Genomic DNA, 17,122 nt, shown 5'->3' with positions numbered 1-17,122 from the left:
CTCAGCGAGCGGTGATCGGATCGCACGGCGATACGGCAGTCGGGGCGATGTGATGCGCGGGCTCAGTTCGGATACACGGCCGGATCCACGTCGTAGGTCGGCAGCGGGCGGGTCGGGGTCTGCGCGTCGGCTCGCGCCCATGCCGCCACGTCGCGGCAGCGGGCGAAGATCACGTCACCGCACTCTTTGGCGTAACCGATGAGGTTGCGCAGGGCCATGATTCGGCCCGGCCGCCCGGTGAGGAACGGGTGCATGCACACGTTGAACAGACAGCCGTAGTGGCGCATGCCGTCGAGTTCGGCGCGCCACGTCTGTTCGACCTTGACCGGTGATTCGATGACCGATCCGATGCGCGGGTCGGGCAGGTACGCGTACTGCTCCCAGTCGTCGAGTGACCAGTGCACGGGCAACTCCGCGACCGGCCCGTGCGCGCTGTCCACGAGATAGGGCCGGTCGTCACCCATCAATGAGGAGTCGTAGGTGAGCCCGTATTCCGCCACCAGGCTCAGGGTTTCGCGGCTGGCGCTCCACATCGCCGCGCGATGACCGGCGATCTCGATGCCCTGCGCCGCGAAAACGTCGAGTGCGCGCTCAAAATCCGCGCGTTCACCACCAGCGGGCAGCGAGGTGGGCGGCCTGTGACTGTAGGAGTGATGCGCGACCTCGTGCCCACGATCGACGATCGACCGGGCCAGACCTGGACGCTGCTCTGCTACCCAGCCCGGCAGGAAGAACGTCGCGGGAACGGCCATTCGGTCGAGCAGATCGAGGATCCGCGGCACACCCACATCCGGACCGTAGGACTGATGCGACATCACCATTGGCTGGTCGGCGTAGTGGCGTCCCGCCGCGAGAATGGGCGTCTCCGCGTCGACGTCGAAGGTCAGCGTCGCGACCGCCGCTGCGCCGCGGGTCCAGTGCCGGTCGTTCATTCGCTGTTTCGCGCGCGCCATGCCGCGGCACAGTCCAGGGTGGCCATGGGGTGCAGCATCTCATGGTCGAACGGCGCGAGTTCGGACCCGGTCTCGACCCGGCGCGGCAGGTCCGGATTCGCGAGAGCACCTGTACCCAGCGACAGCACATCGGCATGTCCACCGGTCAGCACATCGGCGGCTTGGGGCAGGGCGTGCATGCCACCATTGGCGATGACCGGGCGGCCGGACAAGTCACGGGCCAGCTGGGTAATGGTCGCGCCATTGGGGAATTGCGCGGTCTCCAGGAAATTCCGGCCCTCACTGGCAATGTGCAAGTAGGTGGCGTCGGCGACGGCGGCGAAGACGATCTGCGCGTCGGCTTCGGCGCCTGGCCAGCGGTAGGTGAAGTCGTTGACCTTGGTCTGCGAGAGCCGGACGCCGATCGGGAACTTTCCGAGAGCTTCGCGTAGGGCTCGAAGCACGCGCGCGGTCAGGCGGATGCGGTTCTCGACGGGCCCGCCGTACTCGTCGGTGCGCTGGTTTGTGTAGTCGGTGAGGAACTGGTCGAGCAGATAGCCGTTGGCCGCATGGATTTCGACCCCGTCGAAGCCCGCCTGCCGGGCGTTCTCGGCAGCCGCGACGAAACCCGTGACGACATCGTCGATATCGCGCGCGGTCATTTCGCGGGGCACGTTCCAGGCTCCGCCGACTCCGCCGTAATCGGGCATCATTTGCCCGCGCGGCTGGACAGCCGACGGTCCGATGGTCTCGAACCCGTAGGCATTTCCCTGTGAGATGGCCCCGGCGTGCATCAATTGCGCGACGATCGGAGCGCCGGCTGCGTGCACGGCATCGACCACCGCACGCCATCCCGCGATATGCCGCTCGGTGACCAGACCGGGCTGATTGAAGTAGCCCTGGCTGTGAGCGGGATCCGGGTAGATGCCCTCGGTGATGATCAGGCCGAATCCGCCCCCCGCATAATCGCGGTAGTACTCGGCCATCTGTGCCGTGGGGGTGCCGTCGGGTTCGGCGGAGATCCGCGTCATCGGTGCGACGGCGAATCTGTTGCGCAGCGCCAGGGTGCCGAGGTCGAACGGCTCCAGCGCCGGGTGCGCCAGTTCAGTGGTGGTCATCGGTGGTCTCCTCGGTAATCGGGGGGAGGATGGTCATCGCAAGTGGGGTGGGTCCGGCCCCGTTGATGGGGTTGTGGTCCTGCGGGCAGGCCGAAACGACCACGAGGCAGTCCATTTCGGCTCGGAGGGTGATCGCGTCCCCAGGCGCGGTAGCGGCCGCGAGCCAGGTCAGGCTCTCGTCCGCGCCGACCGGGATGCGCATGAAAATGTTGATCGGCTGCGGAATGCACGGCAGTCCACGGTGTCCCAGCTCGGACATGGTCCGCCGCAGATTGTCGGCGCAATTGTCGTGAGTCGGATCGCCGTATGCCGCATAGCGTTCCGGGTCGCAGGCGGCGATAAGCATGTCGTGCACACCCGGTGAGGTGTCGGCCAGATAGGTGAGGATCGGGCGACGCCGATTGGTCACGAAGGATTCGCCGAGCGCGGGAAACAGCCTGCGGGTGTGAGTGCGGGTGTGTGCGGCACTGTGGTGCTCGGTGATGTCGTGGGCGTTATAGGCGAACACGTCCCCGACCTGGCCACCATCGACGTCGGTGATCCGTAAACGCTCGCCGGCGCGCAAGGTCACCGAACGAGCCTGTCTGGCCGGTATGGTGACGGGCTCCGGATAGCTCAACGCTGTCATGCGATCAGTCAATCGAACAGCCGCCACTCCAGATAATGGATGAGGGCACAGCCTTCTGTCGATTCAATGGATGTTTGTACATGCCGACGCGGGAATGTCTCTCGGTAGCGTGCTATCCGACCATTCCGTACCCGACGATCGGATGGACTCACGATGACCACCGCCACCGCCATGGCCGAGGCTCTCGCACGCGGCGAAGTGACATCCGCGCAGCTGGTCGCCGACACCATCGAGCGTGCACGGCAGCCGGATTCGGCCGCGGTGATGATCACCGTCACCGGCGAGCGTGCGGGCTATCAAGCCGAGGCCAGTGATCGCCGCCGGCTGCGCCGCAACCCCCGCAGCTGGCTCGACGGAGTCCCCATCGCGTGCAAGGACGTGTTCGATATGCAGGGCACTGTCACAACTTGCGGCTCGGCCAGCCATCTCCACGACGTATCCGCCGCCGTGGACAGCCATCTCATCCGGCGCGCCCACGACAGCGGACTGGTCACCGTCGGCAAGACCAATCTCAGCGAGTTCGCCTTCTCGGGACTCGGGATCAACCTCTGTTTCGGGACACCCGCCAATCCCGTCGACCCCGAACTGGTTCCGGGCGGCTCCTCGTCCGGATCGGCGGTAGCCGTGGCGCGCGGCATTGTCCCGCTGGCGGTCGGCACCGACACCTCGGGCTCCGTGCGCGTACCCGCCGCCTACTGCGGGATCGTCGGATACCGTGCCAGCCCGGGGCGTTACGGCCCGCACGACTTCGCGCCGCTGTCCGCGACACTCGACAGTGTCGGAGTCTTCGCGATGACCGTGGACGACATCATCGAGCTCGACCGCGTGCTTGCCCCGGCTCGCAATGATAGTCGTTTGCTGCCACCTCGATTTATCGTCCCCGCCGGTGAGTGGACGGAGGACACCGAATCCGCGATCGCCGCCGACCTCGCCCACGCGATCGCCGAATTGCGTTCCGCCGGAGCTGATATCCGCGTTCGCGAGCTGCCTGCGCTGGCGGCCGCCCAAGAACTGATGGACCGCGACGGCACCATCGTCGGTGCTGAGGCATTCCGACTGCACGGACATCGCCTCGATTCGACGATGCCGATCGAGCCCGCCACCCGGCGCAGACTCGAAAGCAACATGCACACATTCGATTCCATAGCTCCCGTCTACGCGGCGATGTCCGGTCTGCGCGCCGAGTTCGCCGCCGAACTCGGCGACGCGACCCTACTGTGCCCCACCGTTCGTCATGCGCCGCCGCGTTTGGCCGACCTCCGGTCCGACCCGGCCCACTACGACAGCGCCAACGCCAGCACCCTGCGCACCACGATGGTGCTCAGCTACCTGGGCACCTGTGGAATCAGCCTCCCCGCAACAGGTTCGGGGTCCCTGCCCGCTACCGGTCTGCTGCTTTCGCGGCCGCTCGGCCACGACAGTGCATTGCTCGCCCATGCGAGCTGGACACAGCCCATCATCGCGGGTAGGGCTGCAGCGCCGCGCGGCGAATCTGCACGACATGGGTAACCTCACCGCTGCGGGCGGGTGCGGGGCACGTCGTCCGTGCGCCGGCAGAGACGTATTGCGGCCACGCCCCAGACCACCATCGGCGCATCGACTCCCGTTAACCGGCGAAGGGCCGCACGAGCCTGGGAACCGGTTCTTGCTATTGCAGGGCTGGTTGAAATAGGCGGGAAGGGCATCCTGGGGTGTGCACGCCAGATCAATGCCTGGCCTGTTCCCATCACGGGATGGAACATGCCGCCGGAGTCCGATTCGACCGGATCAGCCCTAAAGCTGCTGCGGCGCACCGCAACTCCCCGGTGCTGATCTGATACGCCGACGATCTGGTCGCTCTCTGTCACTCCAGGCAGCTGGCCGAGCAGATCAAAGCCCAGCTCGCCGCATGGCTGGCGCCGAGGCCAGCCTTTATAGGGCCGACCGATGATCGCCCGTCTATGGCGTATGTTGCCACTAGCCCCGAACAGATTCGAGCAATCTTCCCAATAGTGGGTATTGCTGGGCCGCAGCCACGCCAGCGCGCGGACCTGCGAGCCGCGATTATCAATGTCATCACCGTGGGTGTCATTGTCTCCCGGCACCTCACGAAGTCCGACCAACTCGCTAGCGCCGATCCCGCAGAGGTTGTCCGGTTGTTGCGTCCCAGCATGCTTTGGCTGATGGCCCAGGCCGACCATAACGGGCCGCGTTAATCCAGATCACGCGCTGCTGGGCTGGACTAGGTTAACAAGCCAATTACCGGAGATGGGCCCCCTGAATGCGGACATCTGCAATGCTGGCGGGCTCAGCCATTCGATTGCAGCAGCCTACGGCAGTAACTTTCTAGCAGTGCCATAGGTGGATCGAATCGTGAGACAAAGGCGGCGACAGTTCGAACCGGCCGACGCTAATCAGTACCCTCTTCCTCCGGGCCTCTGCGTGACGACAGACCCCGGAGCAGGCCGCTGATCAGCCGGTGGCAGCGATCGTGCCCGATGCATCGAGCACGATCGCTCCTTGCCCCTGTGCCCCCACCGACACCGGGTTGAGGTCGAGACCCTCGATCTCAGGATGTGCCGCAACGAAATCGGCAATCCGAACAACCACGTCGATCAGCGCGTCGACATCGGCGGCTGGGCCGCCACGCGCACCGTCGAGCAAAGCGGCTCCGCGCAAACGGCGCAGTCCTTCTGCGACGTCTGGCGCGGACAGCGGCAGAGGCAGGCACACAGTGTCGGCCAAGATCTCTGTATAGATACCGCCGAACCCGATCACCAGAGCAGGGCCGAGGGCAGGATCGCGCACCGCTCCGACGATCATCTCCGCGTGCACGGTGTGCATTCGTTCGATGAGCCAGCCATCGACGCGCAGGTCAGGGGCAGTTTCGGGCAGGGTGGCAGCGATCCGTTGTGCAGCATCGGCGACGGCGTCGACATCCTGTAGTGCAAGGGCCATGGCGCCCACATCGGTCTTGTGTACGAGTGTGCGCGACTGGACTTTGAGCACCACCGGAAAACCGATCTGCTCCGCGGCGTCGCGCAGTGCCGAAATACCGTGTGCGGTCGGTACGAACCGGCCTTCCGGGACAGGAATACCTTGCTTGCGAAGTATCGCTTTCGCCTCCCATTCCGGCCACTGCCCGGGCGCGCCCACCGGTGGATGCGGCACCGTGGCCACACCCACAACTGCTCCGTCGTCTGCGCTCTCGAGGAATAACTCGTAGTCGCGTAGCGAGCGCAATGCGCGCGCTGCCCGCTGGCAACTGGTCGACCACGGAATACGCAGGCGTGCAAGTAGATCAATGGCTTCTTGGGTAGGTCTGGTGTATCCATGAACCAGAACCGGGATGCCGATACCACGAATCCGTTTGTGGTAGGTGTACCAGTCGCGTCGCAGCAATCCGGTGTTCGACAGGGGAGTAACCACGACGACCGTATCGACTTCGCCACTGTCTGCGATCAGTTCGAGAATCGGCATCAGAGTGCCGGAGTGCGCGGCTTGCGCGGTGACATCGACGGGATTCGCCGACGACCCGTACGCTGGCATCAGCGATTGGATTCGCTGGCGAAGGTCGAGAGACAGCGCTGGTACCTCGAAGCCTGCCGCAACCAGTGCATCCGCAGTCCAGGCGCCGGTGCCCCCCGAGTAGGTCAATACGGCGACCCGGTTGCCTGCGGGCCGTGTGCCCCACGCGAAGGCCATTGCTGTATCGATCAGTTCCTCCTGATCCTCGACGACCGTTATTCCGCACCGGCGGAAGACCGCACGGTAGACATCGTCGTTTCCGGTCAGGCGCGCCGTATGTGATTCGGCGGCGCGCTGGCCGGCGCTTGACGCACCGGCCTTTGCGACGACGATCGGCTTCTGTGTAGTCGCCGCCGCCGCGGCGACCTGGCGCAGTCGACTGCCGTCGGCGAGGCCTTCGAGAAATACGGTGATGACTCCGATGCGAGGCTCGGTGACCAGGTAGTCGACGTAGTCCAGAGCTGTCAAACCGTCTTCGTTTCCGGTGCTGATGGCGTAGCCGAAACCCAGACCCCGGGCGCGTCCATCGGCGAAGACGGCGAAGCCGAGACCGCCCGACTGCGCCACGATGGCCACGGGACCTTCCGGCGGGCCATCATTATCTTGGCCGTCCTCGGCTGCCGGGGAAAACGTGATCGGCACCTTGCCGAAGGTGTTGACGAAGCCCTCGCTGTTCGGGCCCACGAGTCGGACCTTCGGGTAGCGCTGCAAAATGTCGTGGAGGTTCCGCAGACGCTGTGCACCGTCGTGGCTCTCGGCGAAGCCGGAACTGATCACGACAACGTTCGAAATCCCGCTTGCCGCACACTCTTCGACGGCTGCCGGAACAGTCTCGGCATTCACCACCAGCACTGCCAGATCAGGGATCTCCGGCAATGCGGCGACGCTGTCATAGCACGGTGTTTCCAGGATTTCGCGATGTCGAGGATTGACTGGATATACCCGCCCCCCGTAGCCGCTCTTCTGCAGGATGTGCAACGGTCGCGCGGCCAGTGACCGTTCCGATGCCGATGCGCCGATGATGGCGATGCTTTGTGGCCAGAACAGCTTGTGCAGCAAGGTGCTGCCTGCGGCTTCGTCTGTCATGCGACGAATCGTAAACCTAATCGACATGCATGTCGATTTTGATTTCAAGGCTTCGCCCGTTGTTGTGCAAGGTTGCTCTTAGCTCGTCGGCGCTTCTTTTCGGACGTGAGTAACCCAGCTTGGGCGGGGCCGCCGTCGCAGATCCACTGCGCGTACCCACAGCATGTTGATGGTTGCTACCGCCTGGTCCTCGTCGTAGCGGTCCTGGCCCACGAACCACCAGTAGCAGAAATTGGACGTCATCGACACGAGGGCGGCTGCGGTGGTCTCGGCGTCAACAGTGGGGTCTGCCAATCCTTGGTGCTGCCATCGGCGAATCCGCTCGGCGACACGCTCGACGTGGTTGCGTCGACTGGTAAGACGAATCTCGTGCAGGTGTTCATCGATCGTCGAGAGCTGCTCGATCAACCCGTAGATGCCGGCGTTGTCTCGGTAAACGTCGATATATCGCCGCTGTGATTGGTTCAGTGCCGCAATGGAATCCAATCCGGCGTCCTCGGGCTGGAATCCAACCGCGTCGCGGATCTGCTGCCCAACCCGGGCGGCCAGGACCTTGAACACCTCGAGCTTGGTCGGGAAATAGGTGTAGAAGCTGCCGCGCGCCACTCCTGCCTCGGCCACTATGTCGTCTACGCCGACATCGAGATAGCCGCCGCGTTCGAATACCCGCCGGGCCGCGACGATGATCTCCTCGCGTGTGCGCTGGCTTCGCTGTCTGCGGTGCTCGTCGCTGGTGGCGCGGCGTTTCGCTGCTGTTCCCGAGGGGGTCCACCCGCCGCGTGTGCGTGGACCCTCGCCGTCGGCGCGGCGGGTTGTCGCGCCGCCCTGATCGGTTGGACCGTCGGCGGTTGGTTCGCTCACCTGGTTCCCCTGCCTTCCTGGTTGCTCGAAGGCAGTCCATCGTATCCGGCGGGAACGATGGTGGTTCTATCAGCGTCATCGACATGTATGTCGATTTTCGACTATCATGTCGAAAAATGATCTGGATGCCGGTAGAAGGAGCGGGTGGTCGGAATGACGGCCGGTTCGAAAGCGCAAGATGTTTCAGTCGTGCTGCGGGATGACCACGTGGCAACCGTGGAGATCCGAAGAGCGCCAAGCAATTTCTTCGATGTCGGTCTCATCGGCCGGCTGGCCGATGCCTGCGACGAACTGGCCGCCGGGAATCAGTGCCGGGCCGTGGTGTTGTGCAGCGAGGGCCGCAACTTCTGTGCGGGCGCGGATTTCGGACACAGTGATCCGGTCGGGCGACGCGGAGGGCCCGACATTTACGACATCGCTATGCGTCTGTTCGAGCAACCACTGCCGATCGTGGCGGCGGTCCAGGGGGCAGCGGTCGGGGGAGGACTCGGGCTGGCGCTGGCGGCCGATTTCCGGATCGCCTCAGAGGACAGCCGCTTCAGTGCGAACTTCGCACTGCTCGGCTTCCACCAAGGATTCGGGCTCAGCGTGACGTTGCCGGCGGTCGTCGGTCAGCAGGTGGCACTCGATCTGCTCTATTCGGGGCGGCGGATGCGTGGCGGCGAGGCTTTCCGCGTCGGACTGTGCGATCGGTTGGTGGAGCCCGATGAGCTGCGTGCGCGAGCACATGCCTTCGCCGCCGAGATCGCCAGATCAGCGCCGCTGGCGGTCCGCTCCATCCGGGAAACGATGCGGCGCCCACTGGTTTCCGAGGTGCGTGCGGTCGTCGGCCGGGAACGTGGCGAACAGCGGCGGCTGATGCAAACCGTCGATTGGCATGAGGGCGTCGCCGCCGTCCGTGCGCGGCGGGCCCCGGATTTCATCGGACGATGACAGCGAGGATGTCGGTAATGCAGTTTCTCGAACGACCAAGCGCACGAGTCGGATTCGAAGTGCGCGGCGACGGTCGGCCGGTGCTGTTCACGCATGGATTCGGCGACACGTCCGCAACATTCGCCCGCACCGCCGACGCGCTCGCCGTCGACCATCAGGTAGTGACGTGGGATCTTCCCGGTCACGGCCTCGGCAAGTATCCACAGGATGCCCACCACTACGCGACCGAGACTGTGACCGACCATATGCGTGCACTGCTCGACAACCTTGCGGTTGCTCGCGCGGTTGTCGTTGGCCATTCCGTGGGCGGATACCTGTCGCTGGAGTTCGCATTGGCCCATCCGGAACGTGGCCGCGTGCTGATACTCATCGACACCGGGCCCTGCACCCGCAGCGAACAAGCGCGGGCTTCTTGGAACGACTTCGCCGACCGATGCGCAGGGGTTTTGGAGGCGGACGGCGCGGTGGAGTTGCCGACGTCTCTCGCACATATTGATGTGCGCCATCGTGATACGACCGGTTTGGCGTTGGCGGCGCGCGGGTTCTTGCGCCAGCAGGACTCTCGGGTCATCGACAGTTTGTACACGCTGACGATGCCCACGCTGGTGATCGTGGGCGCTGAGGACTCCGCGTTTCTGCGCAGCGCCCACTATCTCGCACGGTGGTTGCCCGACGCCCGTTTAGTGATTATTCCCGGTGCCGGGCACACGCCCCACCTCTCGCAACCCGAGCGTTTCGATGCAGCCGTTCGACGATTCCTGGACAAACTCGCCGTCGAGCCGAAAGATCGGTCATGAGTGCATACTTCTTCCCCGTCGATGCCGGACATGTTCTGATTTTCGCCAGGGCAGTCGGTGACACGAACCCGGCGTACCAGCGGATTGCATCCACATGTGGACGAAATCCCGGTGATTCGGCTGTCGTGCCACCGACATTCGTGCAGGCGAGCGCTCATTACGATCCGGGCTATCCGTTGCGCCTGCCAGCGGCTGCCTCTGAGCAATCCCGGTTCCAGCGCGAGACCGCTGGGGCCCGGCGCGGTCCAATTCTGCACGCTGAGCAGCACTTCGAGTATCGGCGGCCAGTCCGGATCGGTGATCTATTTACCGTGACCTCGCATTCAGGTTCGGTGTCGCACAAGCTCAATCGTCGCGGCGGGATGCTCGAATTCTCCGAACGCTTCACCGAATACATTGCCGTCGACGGTGAGCCGGCAGTGATCGCTCGCAGTATCGGAGTGCAGACGGTGCCGACCGAGTCCGACGAAATCGCCGGCGGCGAAACCGCGACCGAGCAAGGCAGGAGCGAGCAAGCCAGTTCGGTCGAGTCACCGCCTTCTCACATAGCCCCCGCGAGCAATCCTGAGGTCGAGCGAAGCAGAACGGTGGAGTTGGGGCGGCTGAGCCGCCAACGCATCGCTATGTACGCGGGTGCTTCGGGCGATTTCAACCGTGTGCATATCGATGAGGAGTTCGCCACCGGACGAGGCGGATATCCGAGCGTCATCGCGCACGGCATGCTCACCATGGCGATGACCGGCACTGTGCTCACCGACTGGTTCGGTGCAAGCCGGTTGCGTTACTACGGCGCTCGTTTCTCGAAACCCGTTCTGCCCGGTGATCTGCTGACGGCGACGGTCACTCTCACGACGGTGCATGACGACGGCGAGTTCCAGGTGGCCGAGATCGACCTGGTGACGCGAAAACCGAGCGGAGAGGTGGTCTTGACCGGGAACGCGGTCGTGGCATTGGATGGAGACGCTGGCGATGAATGAAATTCGGTTGTCGGCCGACGACGTCGATGCGGTGAGAGTCCAACTGTTGGAGTGGGTTACGGCCCACTGGGATCCCAACATGCCGCTCGAACATTGGCGTGCCAGGCTCGCCGAGGCGGGGTGGGCGGCTCCGTCCTGGCCGCGGCGGTGGGGTGGCTTGGATATGCCGGCGTGGGCTGACGAAGTGGTCGTCGGAGAACTGCTGCGTTTGGGGACAGTCGGGACACCGATCGGTGTCGGTGTGTCGCTTGCTGCCCCGACGATCCTGGCCCATGGCAGCGCAGACCTCTGCGAGCGGTTCCTGCGCCCGATCCTCACCGGCCAGGAACGCTGGTGTCAGCTCTTCAGTGAACCCGAGGCCGGATCCGATCTGGCCGGTGTCACCACGACCGCGGTCCTGGATGGCGATGATTGGGTCGTCAACGGCCACAAGGTGTGGAACACGAGCGCACAGCATGCAGATCTCGGGATGCTGCTGGTCCGTACCGATGCGAATGTTCCTGCCCACCAAGGGATCAGCTATTTGATCCTTCCGATGCACCAACCAGGAGTGACCATACGACCACTGCGCCAGATGAACGACCACTCGTCGTTCAACGAGGTCTTCCTCAACGATGCCCGCGTGCCACGCGATTTCGTCCTGGGCGGTGTCGGCAAGGGGTGGGCGACGGCATTGACGACCCTGGCCCACGAGCGCCGTTTCAGTACTCTGCGGCCGCCGAAATATGCAGATAAGCCCGGCCGGACTCTGGCCGAGGCCCGCCGGGAGACCCAGCAGCACTTCGCCACCTACCGGTGGTATCCGCAGCGCGCCGGACGTGCCGACTTGATCGTCGAACATGCCCGTCGCACCGGCGGATTCGATGATCCGCTCATTCGCCAGGAGATTGCCGCAGTGCTCACCCTGGAACGAATCAGCACATGGACCGCCGCGCGGGCCAAGGCGGCCAGAGCGCGCGGTAAGCAGCCGGGACCCGAGGGATCCGTCGGTAAACTCACCGCCAGCCGTTTGGCCCGCGCGGCGTCGCATGCCCACACCTCGATAGCGGGGGCCAGCGCTCTGCTGTCCGGGCCCGAGGCGCCCTTCGAAGGCACCATCGCCGAGATTCTGCTGTCCACGCCCGCTCAGTCCATCGCAGGCGGCACCGACGAGATCCAGAAGAACATCCTCGCCGAGAAGATCCTCGGACTTGCGCGTGAACCAGCTCCCGATCGTGACCGACCGGTCAATCAGACGCGACGCACTCTCCGCCACCCGTCGCAGCACAGACCCCTGGAAGGCTCGTGATGTCCTCGAATGTGCCCATAGTCAATTACCTTGTGCTCGATGGCAATCGTGCTTATTTGCAGACAACCGAGTGCCGATCCTGCAAGGCCACGTTCTTCGGCTCTCGCATCGCCTGCGCCCGATGCGGAGAGACCGAATTCGACACTCACCCCGCGGCGGACACCGGAAATATTCGATGCTTCAGCATCATCCACCGCGCGGTGGGCGGCATTCGAACCCCGTTCGTCTCGGGAATTGTCACGCTCGATTGCGGAAGTGTGGTCAAGACCAACATCATCGGCTGTCTCCCCGACACCGATCACGTAGCCCTCGGTATGCGGGTGCGGATGCAGACCTATGCCGTCGGTACCGACGACAACGGAACCACCGCGGTCGCGTTTGGATTCACGCCTACGACAGCATCGGAGCAGTCATGAGAATCGATGACCACAGCATCTGGGTTGTCGGCGTCTCGATGACACGATTCGCCCGCTACCCTGACCGGGACGTGTTCGCCCTCGGTGCCGAGGCGACACTCGCCGCCCTCGCTGATGCCTCCATCGGGATCAGCGATATCGATGTGCTCGCAGTGGGCAGCGTGGAGCACGCACGATCGAATCCCGCCCAGAAAATCCAGAAGCTCGTGGGGCAGACCGGGATTCCGGTATTCAATGTTGTCAACGCCTGCGCCACCGGTGCCACGGCGGTCCGGGTGGTCATTCAGGCTATCAAGGCAGGCGAGGCGTCCATCGGGCTGGCTGTGGGCTGCGAACAGATGGGGAAGGCTGGCCTGCTCGGAGGAGGATCTCGCCGAGATCGCGGCCGCCGCGAATTTCTTCCCAGCGGCCCGACCGGCGCGGTCATGCCGACCGAAGGCATCCTTGGTACGAGCATGATGCCAGGTGTTTTCGCGCAAGCAGGAATGGCTTATGTCGCCGCTTACGACGGCGTCGGGTTCGACCAGTTCGTCAAGATCGCGGTGAAGAACCACGAGAATTCGGTGCGCAATCCGCTCGCTCAGTACCGAAAGTCGTTCAGCGCTACCGAAATCGCGAGCGCGGAGATGATCGCGTATCCGAACACGACCCTGATGTGTTGCCCGACAGGCGATGGCGCCTCCGCTGTGATCCTCGTATCCGGTGAACGGCTGCGATCGATGCCGACCGAGGTGCGCCGCCGGGCCGTGAAAATTACCGCGTCCGTGCTGACCAGCGATCCGTGGACGCCCGAAGGGCTCGCGCAACCCGACATCAACGTCGTGACCCGCAATGCCGCGCTCGCAGCCTACGACAGCGCCGGTGTCTCGCCGTCGGACCTCGATCTGGTCGAGTTGCACGACTGCTTCGCGACCGCGGAACTGCTCCACTACGACAATCTTGGGTTGTGCGAGCCCGGCGGAGCAGGCGAATTCATCGACCGGGGCGCGCCCTGCCGCGACGGGGAGATACCTGTCAACGTCTCCGGCGGACTGCTATCCAAGGGCCACCCACTGGGTGCGACCGGCGTCGCCAACATCTTCGAAGTGACCACCCACCTGCGCGGTGAGGCAGGCGAACGACAAGTCGATGGCGCACGGGTGGGTCTGACCCACGTCATCGGCCTGGCGTCCGCCTGCGCCGTGCACATCCTCGAGAAGGGCGCAGCATGACCGAACGGATCTGCGAGGACCGGGTTGTCGCCATTACCGGTGCGGGCCGGGGAATCGGACGCGCATATGCGCTCGAATTCGCCCGGCACGGAGCCAAAGTCGTAGTGAACGATCTCGGAGGTGCCCGCGACGGAGAAGGCGTGTCGGAGGCGCCAGCCGCGAGGGTGGCCGAGGAGATACGCGCGCTCGGTGGCGAGGCGGCGGTCACCATCGATGACGTCGCCGCGCCGGAGGGTGCCCGTCGGTTGATCGACACGGCGATCGATCGATTCGGTCATCTCGATGTGCTGGTCAACAATGCAGGCATCGTGCGAGATCGCATGCTGGTCAATATGGACTACGACGATTGGGACGCGGTCATCAATGTTCATTTGCGTGGCACGTTCGGCCCGACCCGCTTTGCCGCCAAGTATTGGCGTGAACGGTTCAAGGTGACGGGCGAACCCATCGGTGCCCGGTTGATCAACACCACCTCTTCTTCGGGTATCTTCGGCAATCCGGGCCAGGCCAACTACGCTGCCGCCAAAGCAGGGATTGCCGCCTTCACCGTCGTGGCAAGCCGCGAACTCCAGCGATACGGCGTCACAGCCAACGCCGTCTACCCGACTGCGCGTACACGCATGACCGAGGACATTCTCCATAATCATGTCCATGTTCGGCCCAGATCGACCACCCTGGACCCTTTTGACCCTCAAAACTTCGCTGCCGCAGTGGTATGGCTCGGTAGCGAGCGGTCCGCAGGCGTCACCGGTCGGGTCCTTGGGCTGCGTGGCGGGCGCTTGACCGTCGCGGAAGGATGGAGCGCTGGGCCGACCGCGACGACCCGCACGCGGTGGGAGCCTGATGAACTCGACGTGGTGCTGCCCGACCTGATCGGGCGGGCTGCGGCGAATGTCGGCGTCGACGGCAAACGTTAACCCGCACCGCTATTCGGTATCGGCCCTATACCTCGTGACATCGATGGGTGACTGGGGGCACCGTATCCGGGGGATTGCCGCCCCGTGTCTACGGAACGAATCCGGGGCCGCCCGGACTGCTCACCGCCGGATGTGCGACGTTCAGACCGCCAAACCCTCAGCGGATTCGGAAGACTACTGGCCGCCAACTCCGCAGATGTCCGTGGCCGCTGTTCAATGTCGCTTCTCCGCGAAATTAGCGCACGACAGTATGGGCTCTGAATTGCGCTGCCTCGATCTCGGGACCGGTGTATCCACCTGCATGGGTTCGGCCCGCGGATGTCCACTGCGCCCAGGCGTGGCTATCGGCTCGCCAGCGATCGCGGTAGTCCGAGCCATGGGAGCACGCTGTCTTCGAAACAAGTAAGGGCGCAGATCCGGTCGCCGGCGAGGGTGAGCACGACAAGGCCGGTTCCGTGACGGATGCCGGTCGGGGTGGCCAGATAGGCCCCGAACGCGGGCTGACCGTTGGCTCGTGTGGGCATGAGGTCGTATCTGCGGTCGGAGCCGAAGATGCCGGCGCAGAAGCGGCCCACGAGGTCTCGACCCTCGTACTCCAGCGGCAGAGGCGGCATGGACATGAACACGTCGTCGGTCAGCAGGGCCACCAGCGCTTCGATATCGGCAGACTCGTAGGCATTGACGAACTTCGTCACGATCGCATCCTCGGCGGGTGACTCGGCCGCAGGAGCCGGTTCGCGCTCGGCGGCTGAGCCGCGGCGCTTCTGCAGGCCCGCGCGCGCCCGCTTGAGTGCGCTCTTGACCGATTCGACGGTCGTGTCCAGCATGTCGGCGACTTCGTCGGCGTGGAATCCGAGAACGTCGCGCAGGATGAGCACAGCTAGCTGGCGAGGCGGCAGGACCTGAAGCGCGGTCACGAAAGCCAGGGAGATGGATTCGGTCTGCTCGTAACGGGCTTCCGGGTCCAGCGGCACCGTGATCGCATCGTCGAGGAGGTCGTCGGGATAGGGCTCCAGCCAGACGACCTCACCGAGGCGAGTCGGTTCGGGCGGTTCAAACCCGGGGATATCCCACTGTTTGGCCGGACGTCGGCTCGCCAAGCGAAGCGCATCCAGGCACCGGTTGGTGGCGATCCGGTAGAGCCAGGTGCGCACCGAGGCGCGCCCGTCGAACCCGGACAGACCCTTCCAGGCGGACAGCATGGTGTCCTGGATGGCATCCTCGGCGTCCTGGAACGATCCGAGCATGCGGTAGCAGTGCACTTGCAATTCGAGGCGGTGAGGTTCGGTCAACGCGCGGAATGCCTCACTATCCCCAGCTCTCGCCCTTGATATCAGGTCGGCTCTCCCCAGCTCCACGCTCGCCACCTCTGTCCTACACGTTGTCCGCACTTCCATCTTGTATGGACGCCACGCGATGGGCGAACGGGGCGGTCGATGAGCGCCTCCTTTTGCGATGCCGCGGCGTCTAGACCAGTGAGCCGACAACATTGTCAAAGGAGCACGGAAATGGGAAAGATCGTCATCAGCACAAATATCACACTCGATGGAGTGGTCCAAGATCCGGACGGCGAGGAAGGCTTCGAGCGGGGCGGCTGGTTCCACCAGTTCGTGGGGGGCAAGGACCTCGAAGACTGGGCCGACCGCGAGACTGAGGAAGCGCTGGGTGCCGAGGCACTACTGCTGGGCAGGCGGAGCAGTGAGTGGTTCGCGTACCGGATGCTATCGCGCGATGGCGCGGATGTCCGCGTAAGCCCCGAGTGGGCGGACAGAATTAACAGCATCCCGAAGTACGTCGTGTCGTCGACTCTCGAAGATCCTCAGTGGAGCAACACTACGGTTCTCAACGGCGATGCGGTAAAGGAGGTTTCGGAGCTGAAGGCGAAAGTGGACGGGGAAATCCTGGTCTATGGCAGCTATCAGCTCGTGCGCACACTGATAGAGCAGAACCTGGCCGATGAACTGCGGCTGGTAGTTTTCCCGGTCGTGGTGGGAACCGGCCTGCGTTTCTTCGACGAGACCAGCGACAAGAAGCCGGTGCATCTGGTCAACACACGAAAGATCGGTGACGGCCTGGTGTTCTACGCGTACGAATTCGTCCGAGACACTGCATCGACTACGGTCGGCTAGTCCCTCCTGTCGAGGGCCAACCTCCACTCGGCAGCATCGAGCTTGAAATCCAACATTGATTTCATGTCGTTGGCCGAATTCTTCAACTTATCCAGATTATTAGACACTCCGGGCGATTGGTTGTTGGGGACACGCGCGTCTGTACCGGGCCCACTGTTCGGGTCGGGTGCCGGTGTGGGCGTCGGCGAACCGCTGCCCCCTGGATCTACCAGCACAATGGTCCCTCATCTTCCATGAACTGCCCTCTTATCGAGTCGTCGTATCGCGGCATTAGCTCACTGTTATTTCCGTACGCAGTATAGGTAAGGAGCCTCTCAGTCCT

General features: G+C 64.1%; 16 protein-coding genes. 10 read left to right on the top strand and 6 right to left on the bottom strand.

Annotated features, from left to right (window positions below; genetic code table 11):
- Positions 1-62: 62 nt before the first annotated feature.
- Genes ACQP2U_RS24115 through ACQP2U_RS24105 form a run of 3 tightly spaced genes read right to left on the bottom strand, consistent with a single transcriptional unit; the run spans position 63 to position 2,678 of the window.
- Positions 63-953: a polysaccharide deacetylase family protein gene (locus ACQP2U_RS24115; protein ID WP_433709562.1), complete on the bottom strand. Its 891-nt coding sequence runs from the start codon at positions 951-953 to the stop codon at positions 63-65.
- Positions 929-2,050, bottom strand: a complete 1,122-nt coding sequence (locus tag ACQP2U_RS24110) for an NADH:flavin oxidoreductase (RefSeq protein WP_433709561.1) — start codon at positions 2,048-2,050, stop codon at positions 929-931. The genes ACQP2U_RS24115 and ACQP2U_RS24110 overlap by 25 nt, the downstream gene beginning before the upstream one ends.
- A complete protein-coding gene (locus ACQP2U_RS24105) occupies positions 2,037-2,678 on the bottom strand; it encodes a DUF1989 domain-containing protein (RefSeq protein WP_433709560.1) in 642 nt (213 codons plus the stop codon). Before ACQP2U_RS24105 ends, ACQP2U_RS24110 begins: the two co-directional genes overlap by 14 nt.
- Positions 2,679-2,831: 153 nt before the next feature.
- Here ACQP2U_RS24105 and ACQP2U_RS24100 point away from each other — a divergent pair, with 153 nt between their 5' ends.
- Complete coding sequence (locus ACQP2U_RS24100; RefSeq protein WP_433709559.1) at positions 2,832-4,187, top strand: amidase family protein; 1,356 nt, start codon at positions 2,832-2,834, stop codon at positions 4,185-4,187.
- A 431-nt stretch (positions 4,188-4,618) separates the two neighbouring features.
- On the top strand, positions 4,619-4,873 hold the full coding sequence (locus tag ACQP2U_RS24095; protein ID WP_433709558.1) for a hypothetical protein: 255 nt from the start codon (positions 4,619-4,621) through the stop codon (positions 4,871-4,873).
- A 256-nt stretch (positions 4,874-5,129) separates the two neighbouring features.
- On the opposite strand, the gene ACQP2U_RS24090 is transcribed toward ACQP2U_RS24095, so the two are convergent.
- Both ACQP2U_RS24090 and ACQP2U_RS24085 read right to left on the bottom strand, forming a co-directional pair.
- Positions 5,130-7,271, bottom strand: a complete 2,142-nt coding sequence (locus tag ACQP2U_RS24090; protein WP_433709557.1) for an acetate--CoA ligase family protein — start codon at positions 7,269-7,271, stop codon at positions 5,130-5,132.
- A gap of 78 nt (positions 7,272-7,349) precedes the next feature.
- Positions 7,350-8,132, bottom strand: a complete 783-nt coding sequence (locus ACQP2U_RS24085) for a TetR/AcrR family transcriptional regulator (protein WP_433709556.1) — start codon at positions 8,130-8,132, stop codon at positions 7,350-7,352.
- A gap of 153 nt (positions 8,133-8,285) precedes the next feature.
- On the opposite strand from ACQP2U_RS24085, the gene ACQP2U_RS24080 reads away from it, so the two are divergent.
- Genes ACQP2U_RS24080 through ACQP2U_RS24050 form a run of 7 tightly spaced genes read left to right on the top strand, consistent with a single transcriptional unit; the run spans position 8,286 to position 14,671 of the window.
- Positions 8,286-9,065 carry an enoyl-CoA hydratase/isomerase family protein gene (locus ACQP2U_RS24080; protein ID WP_433709555.1) on the top strand — a complete coding sequence of 260 codons (780 nt, stop codon included), beginning with the start codon at positions 8,286-8,288 and terminating at the stop codon, positions 9,063-9,065.
- A 17-nt stretch (positions 9,066-9,082) separates the two neighbouring features.
- Positions 9,083-9,862, top strand: a complete 780-nt coding sequence (locus ACQP2U_RS24075; protein WP_433709554.1) for an alpha/beta fold hydrolase — start codon at positions 9,083-9,085, stop codon at positions 9,860-9,862.
- Positions 9,859-10,839, top strand: a complete 981-nt coding sequence (locus tag ACQP2U_RS24070) for a MaoC/PaaZ C-terminal domain-containing protein (RefSeq protein WP_433709553.1) — start codon at positions 9,859-9,861, stop codon at positions 10,837-10,839. Before ACQP2U_RS24075 ends, ACQP2U_RS24070 begins: the two co-directional genes overlap by 4 nt.
- Complete coding sequence (locus tag ACQP2U_RS24065; protein ID WP_433709552.1) at positions 10,832-12,127, top strand: acyl-CoA dehydrogenase family protein; 1,296 nt, start codon at positions 10,832-10,834, stop codon at positions 12,125-12,127. Before ACQP2U_RS24070 ends, ACQP2U_RS24065 begins: the two co-directional genes overlap by 8 nt.
- A complete protein-coding gene (locus ACQP2U_RS24060) occupies positions 12,127-12,543 on the top strand; it encodes a Zn-ribbon domain-containing OB-fold protein (RefSeq protein ID WP_433709551.1) in 417 nt (138 codons plus the stop codon). Before ACQP2U_RS24065 ends, ACQP2U_RS24060 begins: the two co-directional genes overlap by 1 nt.
- Entirely contained in the window at positions 12,540-13,754 is a 1,215-nt protein-coding gene (locus ACQP2U_RS24055) for a thiolase family protein (RefSeq protein WP_433709550.1), read from the top strand. Before ACQP2U_RS24060 ends, ACQP2U_RS24055 begins: the two co-directional genes overlap by 4 nt.
- Positions 13,751-14,671 carry an SDR family oxidoreductase gene (locus ACQP2U_RS24050; RefSeq protein ID WP_433709549.1) on the top strand — a complete coding sequence of 307 codons (921 nt, stop codon included), beginning with the start codon at positions 13,751-13,753 and terminating at the stop codon, positions 14,669-14,671. Before ACQP2U_RS24055 ends, ACQP2U_RS24050 begins: the two co-directional genes overlap by 4 nt.
- A 341-nt stretch (positions 14,672-15,012) precedes the next feature.
- Here ACQP2U_RS24050 and ACQP2U_RS24045 read toward each other — a convergent pair whose 3' ends face one another.
- Entirely contained in the window at positions 15,013-16,068 is a 1,056-nt protein-coding gene (locus ACQP2U_RS24045; RefSeq protein WP_433709548.1) for a sigma-70 family RNA polymerase sigma factor, read from the bottom strand.
- 111 nt (positions 16,069-16,179) lie between these two features.
- Between ACQP2U_RS24045 and ACQP2U_RS24040 the strand changes: the two genes are divergently transcribed.
- Positions 16,180-16,800, top strand: a complete 621-nt coding sequence (locus ACQP2U_RS24040) for a dihydrofolate reductase family protein (RefSeq protein WP_433709547.1) — start codon at positions 16,180-16,182, stop codon at positions 16,798-16,800.
- The last annotated feature ends 322 nt before the right edge of the window (positions 16,801-17,122 follow it).

The sequence above is a fragment of the Nocardia sp. CA-084685 genome (assembly GCF_050955785.1).
Classification (GTDB): Bacteria; Actinomycetota; Actinomycetes; order Mycobacteriales; family Mycobacteriaceae; genus Nocardia.
The sequence above is the reverse complement of the archived record's forward strand: the minus strand, read 5'-3'. Positions and strand labels throughout refer to the sequence as shown.